Genomic DNA, 21,290 nt, shown 5'->3' with positions numbered 1-21,290 from the left:
ACTATTTTCATGACTGTCCTCATCTATGTGAGGATCGATCATTCGCGGCGTCGCCCGCGACCATGGAAGAGGGAGACCGGGATGCGCTCGACACGGATGTCAGGGATTGCCGCCGTTGCGGCCGCGGGAATTCTGCTTGCAGGGTGCGGAGACGATGGCACCACGGGCGGTTCCGAAGGCGGTGGCGACAAGGACATCACCTGGTGGGTGATGAAGGGAACCAACGCCAACGCCAAAACCTTCTACGACGATGTCAAAGCGGCCTACAAGAAGAAGACTGGCGGCACGCTGACGGTGAGCGAGGTCGAGTGGGCTGATGCCCACGACCGCCTGGTGCGCGCCTTCGCCGGCGGGGATGGTCCCGATGTCTCCGAGATCGGCACCACGTGGACGCCAGAGTTTGCCGCTGCTGGTGGATTGACCGACCTCACCGACAAGATCAACAAGAGCAAGTTGGGCGACGACCTGCTGCCCGCGCTGAAGGATTCAGCGACCCACGAGAACAAGCAGTACGGCGTCGGCTGGTACGCCGGAACCCGCGGCATCGTCTACCGCAAGGATGTCTTCGCCAAGCACAAGATCACCGCGCCCAAGAACTGGGCCGAGTTGCAGCAGGCCGTCAAGACGCTGAAGGCCAAAGAGCCCAAGATGCTCCCGATGCCCATTGCCGGTGCCAGTTCGTACGCCGCGGCGCCGTTCATCTGGGGTGCGGGCGGAGGCTTTGCCGAAGAAAGCGGCGGCGCTTGGAAGGGCACCCTCGATTCGCCGAAGTCCCAGGAGGGCCTGAAGTTCTACACCGAATTGGCGACCAAGCACGGCTCGTCCAGCACGGGCGCCTCCACCTGGAAGGAGACCCAACTGCTGGACTCCTTCGCTCAAGGCAAAGCCGCCATGGTGATCCAAGGCAACTGGACGCCGAAGACCGCGCTCGAGCAGAACCCCAGCCTTAAGGGCAAGATCGGGGCCATGCCGGTGCCCGGCAAGGACAGCGGAATGGCTCCGACCTTCCTTGGCGGCTCCAACCTCGCCGTGCTGAAGACCTCCAAGAAGCCGGACGCCGCGTGGCAGTTGGTTCAACTGCTCACGACGGGCGAACTTGCCAAGAAGTGGGCCTCCCAGACCGGATACTTCCCAAGCACCAAGTCCGGAATGAAGCCGTTCGTGAACAGCAAGGACCCGCTGGTCAGCCCGTTCGCCAAGGCCATGATGGAGGCAGGCAAGAACGTTCCGAATGCTCCCGCGTGGGGCAAGGTGGAAAGCGACAAGACGATCACCAAGATGCTGCAGTCGACCCTCACCGGCACCCCGGTCGACAAGGCCACCGGCACAGCGTCCAAGGAAATCACCACCACGTTGAACGCCAAGTAGACGTAGTCCCGGCCCGCCCGAACCCAGGAGTTCATTCCCCCATGCCGGTCTCACGTCGACGGCCGTGGCTGCTGCTTGCCGCACCGCTCACGGTCATCGCGGCCCTGCTGCTGTGGCCCATCATCCGGGTCACCTACTTGGCCTTCCAGGCGTATGGCCTCGAGGAGGTCATCGCTGGCAAACCGCGGTTCATCGGCCTGGACAATTTCCGCGAGATCCTGGGCGGGGACTACCTGTGGAAGGTCGTCTTTCCCAACACGCTGGTCTTCGCGTTTGTTGCAGTCGTCGGAACGATCGTGCTCGGTACGCTCGTCGCCCTTTTGCTCCAGCGGCTCGGCACGGTCGGACGCGCGATCGTCATCGGGAGCGCCCTGCTGGCCTGGGCCCTTCCGGCAGTCACGGGAACCTACATCTGGGTCTGGATCTTTGATCCAGATGCGGGGGTCATGCGGACTGCGCTGGAGGGCATCGGGCTCATCGGCCCAGAGGGTTACAACTGGTTCACCGAACGCTTGTCGTTCTATGCGATCGCGGTCACCAACGTCATCCACCACTCCTATCCCTTTGTGGCAATCACGATTTTCGCCGGGCTGGCGACCGTGCCTGACGAGCTTCATGAAGCTGCCATGCTCGACGGTGCAAGTGGCTGGCGCCGGTTCTGGTCAATCACCGTGCCGATCATGCGCCCGGTCTTTGCGGTCGTCACGATTCTGTCGACGATCTGGGATTTCAAGGTGTTCGCCCAGATCTACTTGATGCCCGGCGGCGACGGCGGTAATCCGGACATCTTCAACCTCGGGGTCTGGTCGTACATCACGGCGATGGCCAAGACCAACTACGGCCTTGGCTCCGCTATCGCGGTGCTCCTCACCGTCCTGCTGTTGCTCATCACCCTGATCTACGTCAGAGCCCTGTTCCGAGAGGATGAGCTGCGATGATCCATCGGACATCTCCCCTTGGTCGCGTAGGGATCTGGTGTGCCACCGTCGTTCTCGTCGCGTTCACTCTGTTCCCGATCTATTTCATGCTCACGACCGCCTTCAATGGTCAGGCAACCTCGGGAACCGACGCGTTGTTGCCAAAGAACCTGACCTTCGACAACTTCTCGCGAGCGCTCGGTGACGGCAATTTCGGTCGCTTCATGATGAATTCGGCGATCGTCACGGTGGTCACCGTCCTGTTTTCGTGCGGCATTGCGCTGCTTGGAGCGGTGGCGATGGCACGGTTCCAATTTCGTTTCCGGACAACGGTCTTGATCATGATCTTGGTCGTGCAGATGCTCCCGGCAGAGGCTCTGCTGATTCCGCTGTTCCTTCAGATGAAGGACCTGCAGATGCTCAACTCCCTCTTCGGTTTGATCCTGGTCTACGTCGCGTTCTCCTTGCCGTTTGCGATCTGGAACCTTCGTGGGTTCGTCGCGGCCGTACCCCAGGAACTCGAGGAGGCTGCCTATCTCGACGGGTGCGGTTGGTGGCAGATGTTCCGTCACGTCCTGTTCCCGCTGGTGGTGCCCGGCCTCATCGCCACGAGCGCCTTCTCGTTCGTCATGGCGTGGGAGGAGTTCACCTTCGCTCGAACGTTCATCACGAACGAACCGACCATGACCGTCGGCATCGGTCTCTTCCGGTTCTTCGGTCAGAACACCAACGACTGGGGCGGACTCATGGCCGCCTCCTCGCTGGTAACCCTCCCGGTCATGGTGGTCTTCGTCCTCGCGCAGCGCCGCCTGGGAGCGGGCCTGGTCCAGGGAGCGGTGAAGTAGGTGACCGACCAGTCCGTACGCCGACTGGTCCACCGGGTGCTCATGCCCGGTTTCGCTGGCGAAACTGCGCCCGAATGGCTTCGGGAGGCTGCAGCACACGGGCTCGGTGGGGTCTGTCTCTTTGGGCACAACGTCGACTCGGTTCACCAACTGCGCGAACTGACAGACACGGTGCACGATCTCGGTGACCTCGTCGTGTCCATGGACGAGGAAGGCGGGATCGTGTCCCGGCTCAGCACGATGTCGACGACGCCGGGTTCTCGACACGTCGGTGCAGCCGCGCTGGGTCGGGCGGACGATGTTCGCCTCACCCGCGCGGTTGCCTCAGCGATCGGGAACGACCTGCGCGAAGTCGGGGTCGACCTCAACCTCGCGCCGGTCGCCGACGTCACGAGCAATCCGCACAACCCGGTCATCGGGGTTCGAGCATTCGGCACCGACACAGAACGAGTTGGCGCGCATGTGGGTGCCTACATCGAAGGACTCCACTCAGTCGGAATCTTGAGCTGTGCCAAGCATTTTCCCGGACACGGCGACACCAGCGTTGACTCGCACGTGGGCCTCCCACACATCGACGCCGACCTGGCTACCTTGCGCTCACGCGACCTGCTGCCATTCACGGCAGCAATCGCCGCGGAGGTCGACGTCATCATGACGGCGCACATCGTGTTTGCCGCGCTTGACGACCGACCCGCCACCACCAGCCGAACCGTACTGACCTTTCTCCGGGAAGAGCTGGGCTTCGACGGCCTCATCACCTCCGACGCGATGGACATGCGCGCCATGGTCGACACTGTCGGGCTCGCTGAAGGCTCGGTCCAGGCGCTTGTTGCCGGTGTCGACCTCGTCGCACTAGGCAATCCGGTTCTCAACAAGTCTGTGGGCGGAGACGCACAGATATTCCGCGAAGTTCGCGACGCGGTCCTGGCAGCTGTCGCGGACGGACGGCTGCCGCTCGACCGCCTGCGGGATGCCGCAGCACGGGTGGATCGCCTTGTCGCGCAAGCACGTTCCCGGTACGCGGCCGCCAACCCGGAGGCCAGTTCCGCAGCAGCCGATTCAGCGGTCGCCGAGAGTGCCCTGCGGGTGAGCGGTGACGTACGCCAACGCGATGCCGCGCCGGTCACCGTGGTGGATATCCGCCGTCACCGCAACGTGGCGGCGGGCGCGAACCGCGGACTCATTGTCGATGCCATCCTGGCGGCCCTGCCCGGGTCCGACGCCGTCACTGCCTTCGAAATTCGATCCACCGCTGAAGGTCACGCCGGGACATCCGGATCGGGGAAGGCTGCTCTTCCCGCCCATGCAGACATCGTCCTGACGGGCTCACCATGGCTGGACGAGCATGAATCTGACGCTCTCCGAAGGATTCTCGCGACCAATCCGGACGTGACGGTGATCTGCACGGGATGGGCGACCGACACCTCAGCCCTCACGCCAGCCAAGAACACCATCCTGACCGTTGGCGAGGACCTTCCGACCGCGCAGGCGGTCGCTCGCCTGCTGACTGACTCACCCGGAGCGATCCTCCGCTAACCGGTGGTGCGGGCAGGGTAGGTAGCGACCACCATGTCGGTGCCTGCAAAGTTCTGGAGTTGACTCGGAATCAGGTCCACTTTGGGTCCAGCATCGCCGAACCACCCGGCGGTCGCTCGGCCCGCATTCACGAATTCCCCGATATCGTCGCTCGGTGAGGTCACCACACCGAGGTGGCGCAACTGACCTTTGACCCATACGGGTTGGGCAATGACGGTTGCACCGAAGTTGTCGCCGGCCTCCAGAGTTCCGGGCACCCCAGGGCTGCCCTGGTGCCAGACGCGCGCGACCGTGGCGGTGGGTTTGACGCTGCCATTGGAGACGGAAACCGAGTTGACCGAAACCACTCCGACCCCGTTCACGGCACCGATTGCCTCACTACTAGCGCCAACAGCCAAGTGCTCGCCCCTGGATCCCGGATTCATTCTGCCCAGCGCTAGAGCGGCACCGAAACTGTCCGGGGTCTCGGGCGTACCAGCGATTCGAGGGGTGCTCTGGGTCAGATAGTCCTCGGTCATGACTGGCGGCGTCCCAGGGCCGCTGCTTGCGCCACCTCGGGCAACACCGACCATGCCCGCGCTCTGCGTGGATCCGATGTCCTCCCCTGGCGCGCCAATGAGCCAGACCTCTCGGCCGTCGCCGTCCTTGGTTGTCGCGATCGAGGCCCCAAAATTGTCGCGAGTTTCGGCGGTCCCAGCCGCGCCGGGAGAATCCTGGCTAAGCCAGGTCGTGGTGGGCGTGCCGTCGGTGAACGTGGTGAACGCGACCGCTCCGGCGTCCAGGGCCCCCTCTGGATTAGCGAGTGGGGCTCCGGCCGCCAACGTGGCCCCCTTATCAGCCTCGGCCCACACCAACGGCCCGCCGCCGAGATCGTCTCCGCCGTATTGTCCTGGAAGCCAGTGCGACACATGGCCGGTTCCCTCTTTGTCATTAATGGCGATCGTTGCGATGCCACCCTCATCCCCCATTCTGGAGTCCCAACCGGGAGCGCCCACGGCAACCTGGTGAATGCTCGCGGCGCCGAGGCGCGTGCCGAACCGTACGCTCGGCTGAGGTGGGCCGGCGCTCTCAGGAAGGTCGCTCTGGTCAAGGCTCCACGCGTGGCTGAGAGACCCATCAGCCCAACCATCGAGCAGGTGAACTTCCCCCGCCTCCGAGACCCCGTTGACGTCCTGACCGGGCGCGCCCACTAAGAGGTGGCCGCAGCCTTCGAAATCTGGCTCGCTCGGCGAGAACCCGACCACCGAAGAACCGAATTTGGCCCGGGTCTGAACCGGAATACCGAAATCTGCGGCGGTGTAGTAGGTCGTGGCGGTAGGCGGTTGGATCGCGCCATTGACGACCACGTTCGACAGGACCGCAATCATGCCCGCCTCCTGCATCGTCTCGCCCTCGGAAGTGATGTCCCACGACGGAAAGCCAAGCACGATGTCCGTACCCCCGCCATCGATGTCGAGCCCCCTGGCTCTGTCGCCGCACGGCGGGCCTTGTCCAGCCAGTGCCGCACCCGCTGGTGCGAGACCTGCCACCAAGACGCCTACCAGCGCCATCGCCTGCCACCGTGACGCCGTGCTCGTCCAGCCAATCATCGGATTCTCCCGTTCGTCATCTCCACAACATAGGGACGAACGAGCCGCCGCAGGGTTGTCGTGCACATCACATCGATGCGATTTGCACTGACGTGTAGTCAAGTGCAAAACTGCACTCCATGAAGATCAGTGCAACATCGGCAGCGGAGCGACGAGCTCTGGACCGCCAACTCGACGTCCAGCACGCCGCGTGCGAGTTGGTCATCGAGCACGGCTACGACGGCTTCACCATGGACCAGTTGGCCGAAAAAGTAGGCGTCAGTAGGCGCACGCTGTTCAATGCTGTCCGCGACAAAGAGTCCGCGGTGCTTGGCCCCAAGGACGACATCGACTGCCATCCTGCGCTGGCGACCTTCCAAGATGCCGAGCCCTCCCCCGAGCCGTTCCGGGACGTCATCGAGTTCGTCCGCGACATCATGGTCGACGTCGTCAGCGACCATCCCCGAGCGTTGGAGTGCCACCGGCTCGTCGAGCAGGCGATCGCTGCCGACCCCAAGATGCAGCAGCTCATCAACGACCGGTTCTCCATCATCACCGAACTCGCGGCGAAGTTGATCAGCGGTCGGCAGAACTGGTCGGAGGACGATCTTCGCGCTCGCGTGATGGCACGCACGCTGCTCGCGCTCATCCAGGTGTGTTTGGACGAGTTCGCCCAAGACGACCGCGCGATCAGCGAGGTCTTCGACGACGTCGTCGACGCGTACTGGGCAAGCGTTCGCCCCGCCTGACCCTCCCCCATCCCCGTCATTCACCAACTCTTACGCGCGTCTCGTATCCGACGCCACCACTGAAGGAGACATCGTGGCAACACTGCTTTACCGACTAGGCCGGACGGCATACCGCCGTTGGCCGATCGTGATGGTCGGCTGGCTCTTGGCCCTCCTCGCGGTGGGCGGATTTGCCGCTACCCAGGCGAAGCCGTTCACCACTTCGTTCGCCATCCCTGGCATCCCCTCAGTGGAGGCCGCCGAGACTCAGAAGGAACTGTTCCCACAAGCCAAGTCGGCCGACCAGGAAGTCTCAGGACGGATCGTCGTACAGGCGCCCGAGGGACACACGTTGGCGGAGCAGCCCTACCGCGGTCAGATCGACGCCCTGACGCAAAAACTGTCAACCACTCCGCAGGTCGCCGCGGAAACCCCGTTCCTCAACCCGGTCACTGCAGCACCGGCTCAGGAAAAGCAGGTTGTGACGGAATCGACGAAGAGCGGCACGCCTGAGGCCGTCGCCAAAGCCAACGCGCAAGCGCTGTCGCCACTCTCGGAGGATGGCCGCACCGGCACCATCAGTTGGACTTTCAATGTCACGAATGCGCTGGACGTCAAACCCGAGACCCAGGACTACGTCCGCGACGCGGTCAAAGACGCCTCCACGGGTGGCCTCACGGTTGCCGCGGGCGGCACCGGTATGGAGAAGTTTGAACTTCCCTCGGGCACTTCGGAACTGATCGGTATTGGTATCGCCCTGATCGTTCTCGTCATCACCTTTGGATCGTTTGTAGCGGCCGGTCTTCCGATTCTGAGCGCGGTGATCGGCGTCGGGGTCGGCCTGGCGGGCATCACCGGCGCGACAGCGTTCTTTGACCTTTCCGACACCACGACCGCCCTCGCGTCGATGATCGGCCTGGCGGTCGGTATCGACTACGCGCTCTTCATCCTGTCGCGATACCGAACTGAGTTGCGGCATACCGACGACCGAGAGCATGCCATGGGTCGCGCCCTCGGCACGGCCGGCTCGGCGGTGGTCTTCGCCGGCCTCACCGTCGTCATCGCTCTGAGTGCCTTTGCCCTGCTTGGCATTTCGCTGCTCACCGCCATGGGACTCGCCGCCGCGGCAACCGTGGTCATGGCCGTTCTGATCGCACTCACCTTCCTCCCAGCGCTGATGGGCATGCTCAAGGGCAAGGCTTTCGCCGGACGTTTCCGCAAAGAGGTCGTCACTGACGACCGCGATCACGCGGCAGTGAATGGATCGGTACGCCTCGCGTCCGGTATACGTAAGGCCCCGTGGCTCGCAGCCATCGCGGTCGTCGCGGCCCTCGCGGCGTTGGCCGTACCGGTGAAAGACATCCACCTTGGCCTCCCGTCAGACTCCACGGCTTCCGTGGGGACTGAGGCCCGGACATCGGCCGACCTCATGTCCGAGGGATTCGGCCCCGGCCGCGGTGCGCCGATGGTGGCCGTTGTTGACTCTCGCGACCTCAACAACAGCACCCGTCAGCAAGCCGCGACTGGTGAGGTGGTCAAGTGGGCCAGTAGCGACCCAGGTGTCGCGAACGCCCAAGTCGTGCAATCAAATTCGTCGGGCGACGGCGCGGTGGTTCTGATCACGCCCAAGACCGGACCGGCGGACGTCGAGACCGACGATCTGCTGGAGCGTCTGCGGGCCGAACAACCTGACGTCGAAGAGCGGACCGGTGCGTCCATTGGCATCACCGGACAGACAGCGATCCAGGCCGACGTCTCCAAGATGCTCAATGACGCCCTGCCGGTTTATCTGGCCATTGTGGTCGGGTTGGCATTCCTTCTGCTCGTGCTGGTGTTCCGGTCAATCGTGGTGCCACTGTTGGCTACCGGAGGGTTCCTCCTGTCGGTGCTGGCAACGCTGGGAGTCACCGTCAAGGTGGTACAGGACGGCCTGTTTGGGATCTTTGACCCGCAGCCGATCATGAGCTTTATGCCGACGTTGCTGATTGGCATCGTCTTCGGGCTGGCCATGGACTACCAGGTATTCCTCACCACCCGGATGCGCGAGGCGTACAGCCACGGCATGGAAGCGCGTGACGCGGTCATCGACGGATTCCGACACTCGGGCCGCGTCGTCGTGGCCGCAGCGCTCATCATGATCTCGGTGTTCGCCGCCTTCGCCTTCCAGGACAACGCGCTGATCAAGTCGATCGGCGTCGCGCTGGCGACCGCTGTCTTCTTGGATGCCTTCCTGGTGCGCATGGTGCTAGTGCCGGCCGTCATGTTGATGCTCGGCGACCGCGCCTGGTGGATTCCAAGCTGGCTCAACCGAATTCTGCCCAACATTGACGTCGAGGGCGAAAGCCTCGCGGCCCAGGGTTCGGCTGAATCTCATGATGACCATGACCTGGTCACAGCGGGCTCAGCAAGGGACTGATTTCCCCATCCGGAGGGCTGGCGGCGCATCTGCGCTGCCAGCCCTTTCGGGTCTCAAATAGCAACCTCCTGCGCGAGGTCCAGTGTCTTAGATAGCGTCCTTCCATGACGGACGAGAGAGTCATCCAGGAACAGGGCGAATACGACGAGCGCGCTGGCGAGCAGGGCAGCGTTCCCCCGGCCGGGCGGACGTGGATGTTCCGCGCGCTTGGCCTGGCGCTGGCCGCGCTGGTCTACCTAGCCCTCGGTTCTGCCGACATCTCCGCAGATGGTCGATGGGTCGCGGCTATCGGCACCCTGATGGCGGTCTGGTGGATGACCGAAGCGATCCCGCTGTCAGCCACGGCCTTGTTGCCGCTTGTCGTGATCCCACCGTTGACCAAACTCAACGTGGAAGAAGCGGCAGCGCCGTACGCCAACCCGATTGTCTTCCTGTTTCTTGGCGGCTTCCTCATTGCCATCGCGATGCAGAAGTGGAATCTCCACCGGCGCATCGCGCTGTTGACACTCCGCCGGGTGGGCACGAGCCCGCGTCAGATCATCCTCGGCATGATGATCTCGACTGCGTTCTTGTCGATGTGGGTGTCGAATACCGCAACCACCTTGATGATGCTGCCCATCGGTATCTCCATCCTGGCCCTCGTCATCGAAAACGTCTCGCGCGGTGAGACGTCCGAGACCTCCGACGAAGTCCACGCAGGTGGCCGAATCAGCGATGTCGTCGCTGACCCTGACGTGCGCACCTTCGGCGTGGCGCTCATGCTGTCCATCGCCTGGGCAGCCTCGATCGGCGGCCTGGGCACCCTGCTCGGCAGCCCTCCTAACGCCATCGTCGCCGGCTACGTCAGCGACGAGCTCGACAAGGAGATTGGCTTTGTCGACTGGATGATCCTCGGCGTTCCGCTCGTGGTGATCTTCATCGCGCTGGCCTGGTTCCTGATCACCCGGGTGATGTTCCGCTTCTCGCTCAGCGAGATCCCGGGCGGCCGTGAGCTCATCGATGCCGAAATCCGCGAGCTTGGCCCGATGAGTCAAGGCGAGAAGGTCGTGCTCGCGGTGTTCTCCGGCGCAGCGTTCATGTGGGTCGTTCCCAGCATCCTGTCCAACATTGACACGATTGCCGAATCTGCTTCATGGCTGGGCGAATTCGACGACACCGCGATCGCGATCGCTGCTGGCTTGATCCTGTTCCTCATTCCCGCCGACAAAGACCACCGGATGGCGCTGGAATGGAAGGACGCTGAGGAAGGCCTTCCGTGGGGGGTGCTCCTGCTCTTCGGAGGTGGTCTCAGCCTCGCTGCCGCGGTCGCGGCCAGCGGACTGGACAAGTGGTTCGGGCAGCAGGTTCGCGGGCTGGAAGCATTGCCCGTCGTCGCGTTGATCTTGGCTGTGGTCGCACTGGTACTCCTCCTCACCGAGGTCACCAGCAATACCGCCACAGCGGCGACCTTCATTCCCGTCCTGGGCGGCGTCGCGGTCGGCATCGGCATCGATCCCATGGTCCTGCTCATCCCCGCAGCATTGGCCGCGACCTGTGCGTTCATGTTGCCGGTCGGTACGCCACCTAATGCGATCGTCTTTGGTACCGGCGCGGTGAAGATCAGCGAGATGGCCCGAGGCGGCGCGGTTCTCAACGTGGTCGGCGTCATTCTCATCACCTTGCTGACCGTCATCATCGGACCGTTCGCACTCGACCTCGCGATCTAGCGTTTTCGGCGCCTCGGGGCTGACGGCTAGCGCAGCCCGCGCAACGGGCGGGTTGGCGTGACCTCACGACGCAGGAGGTGGACCACGTATTCGAAGAACGCTTCGGAGTCGACCGACTCGATCACGGTCGCGTTTGGCGCCAGCCCATGCACACCCCAGGACATGGCCGCATACCCGCGGGTGAGATCTGAGTTCGTCTCCACGGCAACGTGGTAGCGCCCTGCCGCCGTGACGAGTTCTGGGTGGAGCAGCACCGCGGCAGAGAGCGAATCCGGATGCGTGGTGCCCGGGATCCCCACGGCTTCGTCAAACGCCAACGTCGCAGCACAGACCTGGAGGAAGAACCGGGACAGCGGCGACCCGATCGCCTCGATCTCGGCGAGCCGGGCCCTACTGAACACGGCGTCCCGAAGCGTCAACGGAGCCCACGGAACAATCGTGATGTCGAACCCCGCCTCGAGCACCACCTGCGCTGCCTCTGGATCAACAAAGAAGTTGAACTCCGCTGCGGCAGTGATGTTCCCGCGACCGTTGTTCGACCCGCCCATGACCGTGAGTGACCGCACCTTCGAGGCGAAGGACGGGTCTTTCGCCTGTGCGACAGCGAGGTTGGTCAGCGGACCGATCGCCACAATGTCGATTTCGCCAGGGCTGTCGCGCACCACCCGAATCAGTGCATCGACACCGTGTTCCCGATCCGGCTCACAGTCACTGAAGTCCATGTCCAGGCCACCCACGCCATCGCCGTGAACGTCCTCGGCTGAAACCCACTCGCGCACCATCGGTCGGGAACAACCCAGGTGCACCGGCACTTCTCCCAACCGGCCAGCTGCGTTCAAGGTGAGGAAAGCGTTGCGCACCTGGCGATCGAAGGCGACGTTGCCCGCGACCGCGGTGACTGCTTCGAGGTGCACTGCCGGATCGAGCAACCCGACGAGCAGGGCCACGCAATCATCCTGTGCGGTGTCAGTGTCGATGATGATCCGTCTGGTCATGGTCCGATCCTTCCGTAGTCGAATGGGTGGCACGGCACACAGGCGCCGCCACATCCTCACCTTGCGGCCATCTCCCGTTTACCCTGGGCGCAATGTCACCGTCACAACCCGCCAGCACCTCGCCAGCCAAGGCGCCCGCACGTGTCGCGCTGTGGGACCACGCTCGCTACCTGCTGCTCTTCTTCATCGTCACCGCGCACACTCTGGAAACGCTCCGCCAAAGCTCGGACGCGGCATACCTGATCTACCTGTACTTCTACCTGTTCCACGTCGCCGCGCTGCTGACGATCAGCGGCTACTTCTCCAAGCCCGAGATCAACGTCAAAGCCGTCCGGTCGGTCATCCAACTGATCGTGATCTGGCTGATTTGGGAGGTGATTTTTGCGCTGGTGCACTTCTACATCGACGACGAGAAAATCACCGAGAACAACATCATCGTGCCGTCCTGGGGACTGTGGTTCCTGCTGACGCTGGCCAGCCTGCGCATCCTGCTGCCCATCATCATGAGGCTGCGCCGACCGATGCTGGTCTCTATCCTGCTGGCCCTTGGCGCGGGTCTTGTCCCCGCAATCGGGACCGACTACTCCGCGGCACGTACCCTTTTCTTCCTCCCCTTCTTCGTCGCCGGATACCTTGCCAAGGACCGCGGATGGTCCACGCAGGAATGGTTCGCCCGCCCCTCGGTGGCCGTACGCGCCGCTGCCGGTGGAGTATTCGTGATCATCGCGGCGGTGCTGCTGGCTTTCCCCAACCTGGAGGAACGTTGGCGCATCGACCGGTGGGCGCTCGGTCGCAACTCCTACCAAGATCTCCTGAAGCCCGGATCCGAGGCAGCGCTCGAAGGATTGCGCTCGTTCGGTGTCGGCGAAAAGGAACTCATCACCGAAGTTGCCGGTGTCCTGCTCCGGGCCAGCGTGATGGGAGTCGGTGCGGCCATGACGCTGGCGCTCCTCCTGCTGGTGCCACGACGTTCGCTTGGATTCCAACGGCAGCTTTCCCGCACGCTCTACATCTACCTGATCCACCTGCTGATCCTGGTGCTGATGCGCAACTACGGGATCATCTCCGACATCGGTGACTGGGGCCTACTGGGCATCCTGACCCTCGTGGTGTTCGCGGGATTCCTGACCGTGATCTTGTCGACGGACCTGGTCGCCAAGGTCGCTCGGCCCATCATCGAGCCCAACGTCGACTGGCTCATTCGCCGTGACGAACTGCCAACCCAGAAGAAGCCGAGCCCTGCGCCAGACGCGAAGACCTGAGTCGAGCAGTCCACCGGTCAAGTGGATTCGACACGATTTCGTATCGTCATAGGCACACACACGACGAGTCAGCTCGGCGTGGCCCGCGCGAGTGGAAGAATGCCGTCATGACACGTCGGCGTGCTCTCATCGCGGCGCTGCTGTGTATTGCGCTCTTCGCCGCTGGAATCGCCGCGGTGATCATTGGCATGCAGGACCGCCCGCCGGAGCCCACTCCCACGCCGAGCGCCGACTCATCCTTGTCGCCGGAGGACGCGCGGAAGATTCCGAGGCCTGCTGCCGACAAGCCGGTGACCATTCCTGACGGAGACCATGGGCCGTACGTCCGCACTAAGGCAGTCGACAAGCAGTGGACGGACCTCGTGGATTCACCCGACAGCACGGGCAACGGCGCCACCTCGGCGAGCAAGCCTCCCTCGAATTACCTCGCCATCCCGTCGCTGTATGTCCAAGCTCGGGTTGTCTCAGAAGGCGTCAGTGAAGGGTCGATGCTGCTTCCAAATGACCTGCGGACGGTGGGCCATCTGCGCTCCACCGCGTCTCTCGGTGCGAAGGAAGGCACCTCCCTCGTCGCGGGTCACGTGACTCACGGCGGCACACCCGGAGCCCTCTTCCTCCTCGGCATGGTCAAGCCCGGAGCGTCCGTCGTGACCACTGATGCCAAAGGCAAACCGACGACATGGGTCGTCAACGCGGTGAAGTCCTATCGCAAGACCGCGCTTCCGGACAACATCTTCCGGGCCGATGGCCCGCGACAGTTAGCGATCGTGACGTGTGGGGGACGCGTGATTCGTACGAACGACGGTCGATATACCCACGAAGACAACATCGTGGTCACCGCCGTGCCGCGATGACCGAGCGCTCGCGATAGGGACTGATGATTCTCCCCAAAATCCGTGATCCACGGCTCGTGACTATCCGCCGCGGCGGGACGCTCACTGATGAAGACCATCGGCACTTAGGGCGGTGGGCAGCACAGTGCGCTGAGCGTGTCCTTCCGCTGTTCGAGGATGCACACCCCGAGGATGCTCGACCGCGGGAGGCGATTGCTGCGGTCCGGTCCTGGACCCATGGCGACATGGCGATGATGGAGTCCCGCGCCAGGGGCGGCCATGCGATGGGTGCGGCCAGGCCGCTGCGCGGGGCCGCGCGATTCGCCGCCTTCTCCGCCGGTCAAGCCGCCTGCGTTGCCCATGTGGCCGAGCATGACCTAGGCGCCGCGGCGTACGCCATCAAGGCTGTTCAAGCCGCTGCACCGCCGGGCCACGAGGAAGCCGCTCGGGTTGCCGAACGTGACTGGCAGCGCGACCACCTTCCAGTCGAGGTGCGCGACCTGGTGCTTGAAAACCAGGAACGGCGCAACGCCATCTGCTGGTCGGTGTTCGACGACATTAGGTCGTGACTTCGCAGAACCGCAGCACTTTTTCGCTTCCTCTGCGCTCTACGGCAGGCAAGAACCAATGGCGAAGTCAATGTCCATGTACACGACTTCCTGACCCAAATCCTTCAAGGTATGGTCAAGGTCCAACTCAAAGACATCCATAATGGGGCTGGATTCGACCTGTACCTGGAGACGGTCGATCATTGTCGTAATGTCGAGGTCACCGTACGTGGCATCCGAAACCGCGATTTTACGCACGTCATCGAAATACTCTATGGAGGCGGAACTGCTCTTGGTGATCGTGCGGTTAATCGTTGGCGGGTCCGCAGTTTCAATGGCGAGGTCCGTTGCCGGATTTTTCGAAGGAAGTATGTAGTAGAGCCCAGCTAGATCTGCCGACAGTGCACCGCTGTCCCCCGCAAACCGCGCAGCCATGAACAGCGGCTTGTCGGCAGCATCCGGGTCAAGAGTCTGGTAGCTCCCGCCTGACATCAACACCCAGAGGGAATCACCCGGCCCGGCAATAACCCAGATATCCTCGATTTTGTGGAGGTCCGGATCCAGGATCGGATAAATCAGAGGGGTGGTGGCGCCCCAGAACTGGCCTTCCATGAGTCCGCACCCGGTGTTTGGCGAGATGCCTACGCGATGTCCGTCACCGTCGGGACCGTCGTAGTCGATCGAAAGCGCTGGGCCGTCGTCGCTCTCTACGACGATCTGATTCTCGACGACATCGATCGCGACGTCCCAACTCGAGGACGGCAGCGTCATCACACGCACGTTCGCTGGATCGGAATCCACTAATTCTTCGCTGGACGCACTGAACGTCCTAAGTTCGCTGAAGCCGTCGAGGGCACTGAACTCGTCGAGGCCCTGTGACTCTGTGGCCATGGATGGTGATATCGGTCCCGCTGCCATAAAAATAGCGATGCTGGCTATTACGCCTATTGTTGAGATTTTTCTCATACGAGCATCCTCATTCTGTACATTGCGCCGTCCCCGAAGATGCGGGCGTAGACGCTCAGGCTCGGCAGCGGGTTCGGTTCCAACGCGGAATGCAACACGTGGGCGGCTGAACAGGAGCGGCGCAACGCCATCTGCTGGTCCTCTTCGATCCGCTCAGGTCGTGACTTCACAGAACCGCAGGACGTTTCCAGACGGATCGGTGAGTTCGACTGTTGGACCCCCGGGCGCCTCGCGGTCGATCCCGGGGCGCAGCCGCGGGTGCGGGCGATGCGAGAGGTCCGCAAGGAAAGCGTCCACACCACGAATGGGGATCCAGAGCACCGAACCAGGCGTGCCATCACCGTAGTGCTCGGACAGATCAAGAACGGTCTCGTCGCGGCGAATCCGCAGATACAGCGGAAATCCCGGCTCGAATCGGTGTTCCCACTCGACTTCAAAGCCTAGGTAGGTCACATAGAACTCTCGCGCCTGTGTCTCGTCGAACATGCGGAGAACCGGAACTGCTGGGCCTGACTCGCCGCGGGAGGTTGGCAACATGGCTGTTAACTTACGCCAGGCGGCATGCCGAAGGATGCCCGTCTACCTCTACTGTCGACCCATCACCCTCGACCCCACCAAGGACTACCAACCCCAAAACCAACAAGGCCCGAACCCTCAATGAGGGTTCGGGCCTTGCAGATGTCGTGAGACATCACAGCGTGGAGCTGAGGGGATTCGAACCCCTGACCCCTTCCATGCCATGGAAGTGCGCTACCAACTGCGCCACAGCCCCGCGAGTCGAAACTCGGGTTGTTCACCGCGTCAGGCGCGGCGACCTCCGTACTCTAACGGTCCGCTTTGGTGGCGGCCAAATCGGGCTTGGACTTCTTCCGGCGGATGTAGACCTGTCGCTTTGCGCGGGCCACGACCGTGCCATCTCGCAGGGTCAGGTCGGTCTCGAACCACCGCAAGACCTTCTCCCCCGAGGCTGCCTCGCGGCGCACCTCGTCGGCCTCCTCCGCCGTCACGCGAAATGTCCCGTAGACCGTTCCGGCGCCGGGACTGACGTACTCAACCCGCGACTCCGTGTCCCACACGTGGTAATCCTGGCCGAGCTGTCCGATGAGCAGCAGCGCGTTGAAGGCATCGGTCATCGCGCCGATCGAGCCACCGAACGCGGTGCCGTGGGTGTTTCGGTTGATTGGCGTGAGTAGCAGTTTGACCTTGACCTCGGTCCAGTCCTCGGTCCAGTCATAAACCCGCAGTCCGATCCCGAGAAAGGGCGGATAGAAGTTCATGATTCGCCACTGCCTCGACGGCGGCAGGTTGAGGGTACGCGGGCGGTTGACATGCCGTCGCGATTTCACCATCCGAGTGATGAACGGGAACCTCGCTGTTGGCTCACTCACGATGGCGCTCCTGCGTTCCACCTGCTGATGCGCCAGCCAAAGCGATGCTCCACCAACTCGGCCCAGTGCGCGTTGTGCAGGCCGGCCAATGACATCCACGCAACACGCTGGTCAATCTGCGCCAAGTCAGCGACGATCGCCCGCCCGGTCACCCCGTGCGTGGCGATGACTCCGGTCCCACCTGGCGCAAGGTGCTCGACGAACTCGGCGACCGCCTCGCGGGTACGCAACACAACCTGCGCCACGGTCTCACCGGTCACCCCGCGCGCCGGGTCCTCACCACGCGCGATCTTCTCCTGAATGTCCGGGGACCGCTCGGCGACATCGCCTGCGGTGAGCCCCTGCCACTCCCCCACATGAATTTCCCGAAGGCGTTCGTCGGTGCGCACTGACAACTCGGTCACGTCGGCGAGTGCCTCAGCCGTGGCGCGAGCACGCCGCAGATCAGAACTCCACAGCAGGACGGGCGTCTGCGAACGCAGCGCGTGCGCGGCGACCCGCACCTGGTCGCGCCCTCGATCGGACAACTCGGTGTCCAGCTGGCCCTGCCAGATTCCGGCCGCGTTGTGCGTGGTCTCCCCATGCCGCCACACGATCAATCGTCGCGGAGTCTGCGAGCCGCGCATCAACCGCTCGCTCGGCCCAGGAACCGGAGCGCCTGCCGTCATTCTGCGGAGCTCACATCGATGGTGGGGCAGTCACTCCACAACCGCTCGAGGGCGTAATACTCCCGCTCCTCCTCGTGCTGAACGTGGACGACAATGTCGCCGAAGTCGAGCAGGACCCAGCGACCGTCGCGCTTGCCCTCGCGTCGTACCGGCTTGCTGTCCAAGTCCCGCAGACCATCCTCGATGGCCTCCACGATCGCCGACACCTGCGGCTCATTGTCGCCGGCCACCACCAGGAACACATCAGTCAGCGCAAGGTGGTCGCTCACGTCAATGGCCATGATCGAGGTCGCGAGTTTGTCCTCGGCGGCCGCAGCAGCAGCGCGGGCCAGTTCGGTCGCTCGGTCGGTGGCTGTCATGAGTCCTCCTGGAGGCCACCGGCACCCGGCCGGTAGAGCCCATATTTGGCGATGTACTGAACGACACCGTCGGGCACGAGATACCACACGGGCTCTCCCCCGCCGACTCGTCCGCGGCAGTCCGTCGAGGAGATCGCCATCGCGGGAACCTCTTCGAGAGTCACCCGGTCAGCGGGCAGGCCCTCGTCGGTAAGTACGTGGCCGGGACGGGTGACACCAATGAACTGGGCGAGGTCCCAGAGTTGGTCGACACCCTTCCAACTCAGGATCTGTGCCAAAGCGTCCGCGCCGGTGATGAAGAACAGCTCGGAGTCCGGCCGCTGGGTGCCCAGATCTCGCAACGTGTCCAAGGTGTACGTGGGCCCAGGCCGATCAATGTCGACCCGGCTCACGGTGAACCGCGGGTTTGAAGCGGTCGCGATGACCGTCATCAGATAGCGGTGTTCGGCTGAGGTGACGGCCTTGCCCGCCTTCTGCCACGGCTGGCCCGTCGGGACGAACACGACCTCGTCGAGGTCGTGTCGTGCCTGCACCTCACTGGCGGCGACAAGGTGGCCGTGATGGATCGGGTCGAAGGTCCCGCCCATCACCCCGATGCGCGCGCTCAGTGCTCCGACTTCTGGTCGGTGCTGTGCTCGCTGCTCTTGGCAGCGGTGTTGCGGAAGGACCACAGCACGAGGAGGCACAGGGCGAAGAACGCGAGGGCCACCAGGCCGTATCCCAGCGCGGGCATCGGCAATTCTTGACCGTGCTCGCCGGCGGCTTCTTCCCCAGATGCAGCCCAGGTGATGAGCGATGACTTCATAGGCCCAGCGTACTGGCTAGGTCTGACGGTCGCTCACCTGCCCGGATACCATCTCCGCATCATGGTTACGGAGATGTCGGTCGTCGTCCCGATCTTTAACGAGGAGGACGTGCTCCCCCTGTTCGTCGGGCGTCTTCGACCCGTGTTGGACCGTCTTGGTGTCCCGTACGAGGTCGTCGCAGTCGACGACGGCTCCACGGACACCAGCCCCATACTGCTGCAGCGCTTTCACCGAGATTGGCCGGAACTTCGGATTGTGCGCTTGCGCGCGAACGCTGGTCACCAGGCCGCCATGTCGGCCGGCCTTCAACTCGCCCGTGGCGCGTGGATCGCCAGCATCGACGCCGATCTGCAGGACCCGCCCGAGGTACTCGCGGACATGCTGTCGATGGCAACGTCCGAACAGGCAGACGTCGTCTACGGCGTGCGTAACGACCGCAGCAGCGACACGAGGTTCAAGCGGCTCACCGCCCGGGCCTTCTATCGCACGATGCGGGCAGTCGGCACCGTGGATGCACCCCTGGATGCGGGTGACTTCCGACTGATTTCGAGGGCAACTGCCGACGCTGTCAACGCGCTGCCCGAACATGGCCGGGTGCTGCGCCTGGTCATCCCGTCATTGGGGTTCCCCTCGGCGGAGGTGCACTACCGACGCGATGAGCGCGCCGCCGGGGTGTCGAAATATCCGTTGTCGAAGATGATTCGCCTGACGCTCGACAGCCTGACCGGTTTTTCTCAAGCACCGCTGCGGCTGGCTACGTGGTTCGGCTTGTTCGGGTTCGTCGTGGCCTCTGGTCTGTTGCTGTATGCCCTGGCCGTCAACATCACCGGCCACGCCCTGCCCGGTTGGACCTCCACTGTCGTGGTGGTCGCCGCTTTCGCGGGTCTGCAACTGTTGTGCCTTGGCATCCTGGGCGAGTATGTCGGGCGCATCTATTCGGCTCAGCAAGGGCGACCGACGCACTACATCGCGTACGACTCCCTCGCTAGCGACGAAAACCCACCATCAGCGCCCTGAGGGTGTGATCCCCGCTCAGGCCCGCGAACGCGAAAGCCGGGCAGGAAACTCGAGGTTTCCTGCCCGGCTTCGCTGACTCAGCGAGAACCTATGCGGTTCTAGCGACGTGAGCGGCGGATGAAGAACGCTCCGCCAAGCAGCGCCAGCAACGCGGCCAGGAGGCCGCCTGCCACCAGAGTCGTGTTCGGGCCCTGCGACACCGGATCGCCCGTCGGAACCTGCGGGTTATCCGGCTTGCCGGGTCCGCCTGGGTCACCGGGTCCGCCTGGGTCACCAGGTCCGCCCGGGTTACCGGGATTGCCCGGGTCACCAGGACCACCTGGGTCGGTCACCGTCACCGTGATCGTGGAGTCAGCTGAGTCGCCGTCCTCATCGAAGATCCGGTAGTCCACCGGCGGTGTCGTACCCGTGTAACCATCCACCGGCGTGAACGTGATCTCACCGTTGTCTTCAACAGTGAACGTCCCCACATCCGGGATCGTGATCTTGTCCACCGGGTTTCCGTCCTTGTCCAACAACGTGGTCTTGGACGGATCAATCGGTGTGTCACCAGGGGTGTCGTTATCGGTCGGGTCAAACGTCACCGGAGTCCCCGGCTTGGTTGTCTCCTTGTCGGGGTTGGCCACCGGCGGCACCGGATCACCTGGGTCCGACCCAGGTGTCACCGTCACCGTGATCGTCGAGTCAGCTGAATCGCCATCCTCATCGAAAACCCGGTAGTCCACCGGCGGTGTCGTACCCGTGTAACCATCCTCCGGCGTGAAGGTGATCTCACCGTTGTCTTCAACAGTGAACGTCCCCACATCCGGAATTGTCACCTCATTGGTGGGGTTACCGTCCTCATCCAACAGCGTGGTCTTGGACGGATCAATCGGCGTGTCACCAGGGGTGTCGTTCTCGGTCGGGTCAAACGTCACCGGAGTATCCAGCGGCGTCGTTTCCTTATCCGGGTTCGCCACCGGCGGCACCGGGTCACCGGGATCGCCCGGCTCGACCGTCACCGTCACCGTCGAATCAGCCGAATCCCCATCCTCATCAAAAATCCGATAAGGAACAGCAGGAGTCTCACCCGTAAACCCATCCACCGGCGTAAACGTCACCACACCCTCATCGTTGACCGTGAACGTCCCCACATCCGGGACCGTCACCTCATCGGTGGGATTACCGTCCCCATCCAACAACGTGGTCTCACCAGGAACAATCGGCGTATCACCAGCAGTGTCATTATCCAACAACGGCACATCCACCGGCGTATTCAACGGCGTCGTACCCTCATCCGGATTCGCCACCGGCGGAACCTGACCCGCAGGAGTCACCGTCACCGTGCCAGTCGACTCAGCAGTATCGCCGTCCTCAGTGGTGAT

The 21,290-nt window shown here is 63.3% G+C and carries 21 protein-coding genes and 1 tRNA gene; 11 read left to right on the top strand and 11 right to left on the bottom strand.

Annotation, left to right across the window (positions count from 1 at the left end; all coding sequences use genetic code 11):
• The first annotated feature begins 81 nt into the window (after window positions 1–81).
• From F562_RS0100965 to F562_RS0100950, 4 genes are read left to right on the top strand one after another with little or no spacing between them, the layout of a single operon-like run.
• Window positions 82–1,368 (top strand): sugar ABC transporter substrate-binding protein, encoded by a 1,287-nt coding sequence (locus F562_RS0100965; RefSeq protein ID WP_026180892.1) that lies wholly within the window; start codon window positions 82–84, stop codon window positions 1,366–1,368.
• Window positions 1,369–1,409: 41 nt separating this feature from the next.
• Entirely contained in the window at window positions 1,410–2,306 is an 897-nt protein-coding gene (locus tag F562_RS0100960; protein ID WP_018155042.1) for a carbohydrate ABC transporter permease, read from the top strand.
• Window positions 2,303–3,130: a carbohydrate ABC transporter permease gene (locus F562_RS0100955; RefSeq protein ID WP_018155041.1), complete on the top strand. Its 828-nt coding sequence runs from the start codon at window positions 2,303–2,305 to the stop codon at window positions 3,128–3,130. The genes F562_RS0100960 and F562_RS0100955 overlap by 4 nt, the downstream gene beginning before the upstream one ends.
• Window positions 3,131–4,666, top strand: coding sequence for a glycoside hydrolase family 3 N-terminal domain-containing protein (locus F562_RS0100950; protein ID WP_018155040.1), 1,536 nt, complete (start codon window positions 3,131–3,133; stop codon window positions 4,664–4,666). It begins immediately after the preceding gene.
• Here the strand turns inward: F562_RS0100950 and F562_RS0100945 are convergent.
• Window positions 4,663–6,255 (bottom strand): hypothetical protein, encoded by a 1,593-nt coding sequence (locus F562_RS0100945; RefSeq protein WP_018155039.1) that lies wholly within the window; start codon window positions 6,253–6,255, stop codon window positions 4,663–4,665. The genes F562_RS0100950 and F562_RS0100945 overlap by 4 nt on opposite strands.
• Window positions 6,256–6,374: 119 nt before the next feature.
• On the opposite strand from F562_RS0100945, the gene F562_RS19945 reads away from it, so the two are divergent.
• From F562_RS19945 to F562_RS0100930, 3 genes are all read left to right on the top strand, one after another.
• Window positions 6,375–6,983 carry a TetR/AcrR family transcriptional regulator gene (locus tag F562_RS19945; protein WP_018155038.1) on the top strand — a complete coding sequence of 203 codons (609 nt, stop codon included), beginning with the start codon at window positions 6,375–6,377 and terminating at the stop codon, window positions 6,981–6,983.
• Between the two features lie 73 nt (window positions 6,984–7,056).
• Window positions 7,057–9,378, top strand: a complete 2,322-nt coding sequence (locus F562_RS0100935) for an MMPL family transporter (RefSeq protein WP_018155037.1) — start codon at window positions 7,057–7,059, stop codon at window positions 9,376–9,378.
• A gap of 104 nt (window positions 9,379–9,482) precedes the next feature.
• Window positions 9,483–11,084, top strand: a complete 1,602-nt coding sequence (locus F562_RS0100930; protein WP_018155036.1) for an SLC13 family permease — start codon at window positions 9,483–9,485, stop codon at window positions 11,082–11,084.
• A 26-nt stretch (window positions 11,085–11,110) separates the two neighbouring features.
• Here F562_RS0100930 and F562_RS0100925 read toward each other — a convergent pair whose 3' ends face one another.
• The gene (locus F562_RS0100925; protein ID WP_018155035.1) at window positions 11,111–12,079 is read right to left on the bottom strand and encodes a nucleoside hydrolase; all 969 of its coding nucleotides are present in this window, start codon (window positions 12,077–12,079) and stop codon (window positions 11,111–11,113) included.
• 92 nt (window positions 12,080–12,171) lie between these two features.
• Between F562_RS0100925 and F562_RS17595 the strand changes: the two genes are divergently transcribed.
• From F562_RS17595 to F562_RS0100910, 3 genes are all read left to right on the top strand, one after another.
• On the top strand, window positions 12,172–13,341 hold the full coding sequence (locus F562_RS17595; RefSeq protein WP_018155034.1) for an acyltransferase family protein: 1,170 nt from the start codon (window positions 12,172–12,174) through the stop codon (window positions 13,339–13,341).
• A 107-nt stretch (window positions 13,342–13,448) separates the two neighbouring features.
• Complete coding sequence (locus tag F562_RS19940; protein WP_018155033.1) at window positions 13,449–14,195, top strand: class F sortase; 747 nt, start codon at window positions 13,449–13,451, stop codon at window positions 14,193–14,195.
• 23 nt (window positions 14,196–14,218) lie between these two features.
• On the top strand, window positions 14,219–14,743 hold the full coding sequence (locus F562_RS0100910; RefSeq protein WP_018155032.1) for a putative immunity protein: 525 nt from the start codon (window positions 14,219–14,221) through the stop codon (window positions 14,741–14,743).
• 39 nt (window positions 14,744–14,782) lie between these two features.
• Here the strand turns inward: F562_RS0100910 and F562_RS0100905 are convergent, their stop codons facing one another.
• From F562_RS0100905 to F562_RS0100865, 8 genes are all read right to left on the bottom strand, one after another.
• Window positions 14,783–15,688, bottom strand: coding sequence for a glycoside hydrolase family protein (locus tag F562_RS0100905; protein ID WP_156822458.1), 906 nt, complete (start codon window positions 15,686–15,688; stop codon window positions 14,783–14,785).
• A gap of 153 nt (window positions 15,689–15,841) precedes the next feature.
• Window positions 15,842–16,225 (bottom strand): glyoxalase superfamily protein, encoded by a 384-nt coding sequence (locus tag F562_RS17585; RefSeq protein ID WP_040385114.1) that lies wholly within the window; start codon window positions 16,223–16,225, stop codon window positions 15,842–15,844.
• 162 nt (window positions 16,226–16,387) lie between these two features.
• Window positions 16,388–16,460, bottom strand: a tRNA-Ala gene (locus tag F562_RS0100890).
• A 52-nt stretch (window positions 16,461–16,512) separates the two neighbouring features.
• Window positions 16,513–17,076: a PaaI family thioesterase gene (locus F562_RS0100885; protein ID WP_018155028.1), complete on the bottom strand. Its 564-nt coding sequence runs from the start codon at window positions 17,074–17,076 to the stop codon at window positions 16,513–16,515.
• Window positions 17,073–17,744: a histidine phosphatase family protein gene (locus F562_RS0100880; RefSeq protein ID WP_018155027.1), complete on the bottom strand. Its 672-nt coding sequence runs from the start codon at window positions 17,742–17,744 to the stop codon at window positions 17,073–17,075. The genes F562_RS0100885 and F562_RS0100880 overlap by 4 nt, the downstream gene beginning before the upstream one ends.
• A complete protein-coding gene (rsfS, locus tag F562_RS0100875; protein ID WP_018155026.1) occupies window positions 17,741–18,103 on the bottom strand; it encodes a ribosome silencing factor in 363 nt (120 codons plus the stop codon). Before rsfS ends, F562_RS0100880 begins: the two co-directional genes overlap by 4 nt.
• A complete protein-coding gene (gene nadD, locus F562_RS17580; protein WP_018155025.1) occupies window positions 18,100–18,690 on the bottom strand; it encodes a nicotinate-nucleotide adenylyltransferase in 591 nt (196 codons plus the stop codon). The genes rsfS and nadD overlap by 4 nt, the downstream gene beginning before the upstream one ends.
• A 17-nt stretch (window positions 18,691–18,707) precedes the next feature.
• A complete protein-coding gene (locus F562_RS0100865; protein ID WP_018155024.1) occupies window positions 18,708–18,908 on the bottom strand; it encodes a hypothetical protein in 201 nt (66 codons plus the stop codon).
• Between the two features lie 61 nt (window positions 18,909–18,969).
• Between F562_RS0100865 and F562_RS0100860 the strand changes: the two genes are divergently transcribed.
• Complete coding sequence (locus F562_RS0100860) at window positions 18,970–19,926, top strand: glycosyltransferase family 2 protein (protein WP_040385112.1); 957 nt, start codon at window positions 18,970–18,972, stop codon at window positions 19,924–19,926.
• Window positions 19,927–20,024: 98 nt separating this feature from the next.
• On the opposite strand, the gene F562_RS17575 is transcribed toward F562_RS0100860, so the two are convergent.
• A partial coding sequence (locus F562_RS17575; protein ID WP_040385110.1) for an Ig-like domain-containing protein occupies window positions 20,025–21,290 on the bottom strand: 1,266 nt, incomplete at its 5' end.

Origin of the sequence: Demetria terragena DSM 11295, from assembly GCF_000376825.1 — a bacterium.
Taxonomy (GTDB): domain Bacteria; phylum Actinomycetota; class Actinomycetes; order Actinomycetales; family Dermatophilaceae; genus Demetria; species Demetria terragena.
Note: the sequence above shows the minus strand (reverse complement) of the source record. Positions and strands in the feature narration are given on the sequence as shown.

Excerpts from the sequence above, each read along its gene's own strand:
- F562_RS19945 (WP_018155038.1), top strand. The coding sequence starts at position 6,375 with ATGAAGATCAGTGCAACATCGGCAGCGGAGCGACGAGCTCTGGACCGC.
- F562_RS17585 (WP_040385114.1), bottom strand. The coding sequence starts at position 16,225 with ATGTTGCCAACCTCCCGCGGCGAGTCAGGCCCAGCAGTTCCGGTTCTC.
- F562_RS0100965 (WP_026180892.1), top strand. The coding sequence starts at position 82 with ATGCGCTCGACACGGATGTCAGGGATTGCCGCCGTTGCGGCCGCGGGA.
- F562_RS0100865 (WP_018155024.1), bottom strand. The coding sequence starts at position 18,908 with ATGAAGTCATCGCTCATCACCTGGGCTGCATCTGGGGAAGAAGCCGCC.
- rsfS (WP_018155026.1), bottom strand. The coding sequence starts at position 18,103 with ATGACAGCCACCGACCGAGCGACCGAACTGGCCCGCGCTGCTGCTGCG.
- F562_RS0100945 (WP_018155039.1), bottom strand. The coding sequence starts at position 6,255 with ATGATTGGCTGGACGAGCACGGCGTCACGGTGGCAGGCGATGGCGCTG.
- nadD (WP_018155025.1), bottom strand. The coding sequence starts at position 18,690 with ATGGGCGGGACCTTCGACCCGATCCATCACGGCCACCTTGTCGCCGCC.
- F562_RS0100955 (WP_018155041.1), top strand. The coding sequence starts at position 2,303 with ATGATCCATCGGACATCTCCCCTTGGTCGCGTAGGGATCTGGTGTGCC.
- F562_RS17595 (WP_018155034.1), top strand. The coding sequence starts at position 12,172 with ATGTCACCGTCACAACCCGCCAGCACCTCGCCAGCCAAGGCGCCCGCA.
- F562_RS0100860 (WP_040385112.1), top strand. The coding sequence starts at position 18,970 with ATGGTTACGGAGATGTCGGTCGTCGTCCCGATCTTTAACGAGGAGGAC.
- F562_RS0100960 (WP_018155042.1), top strand. The coding sequence starts at position 1,410 with ATGCCGGTCTCACGTCGACGGCCGTGGCTGCTGCTTGCCGCACCGCTC.
- F562_RS19940 (WP_018155033.1), top strand. The coding sequence starts at position 13,449 with ATGACACGTCGGCGTGCTCTCATCGCGGCGCTGCTGTGTATTGCGCTC.
- F562_RS0100930 (WP_018155036.1), top strand. The coding sequence starts at position 9,483 with ATGACGGACGAGAGAGTCATCCAGGAACAGGGCGAATACGACGAGCGC.
- F562_RS0100925 (WP_018155035.1), bottom strand. The coding sequence starts at position 12,079 with ATGACCAGACGGATCATCATCGACACTGACACCGCACAGGATGATTGC.
- F562_RS0100905 (WP_156822458.1), bottom strand. The coding sequence starts at position 15,688 with ATGAGAAAAATCTCAACAATAGGCGTAATAGCCAGCATCGCTATTTTT.
- F562_RS0100910 (WP_018155032.1), top strand. The coding sequence starts at position 14,219 with ATGATTCTCCCCAAAATCCGTGATCCACGGCTCGTGACTATCCGCCGC.
- F562_RS0100880 (WP_018155027.1), bottom strand. The coding sequence starts at position 17,744 with ATGACGGCAGGCGCTCCGGTTCCTGGGCCGAGCGAGCGGTTGATGCGC.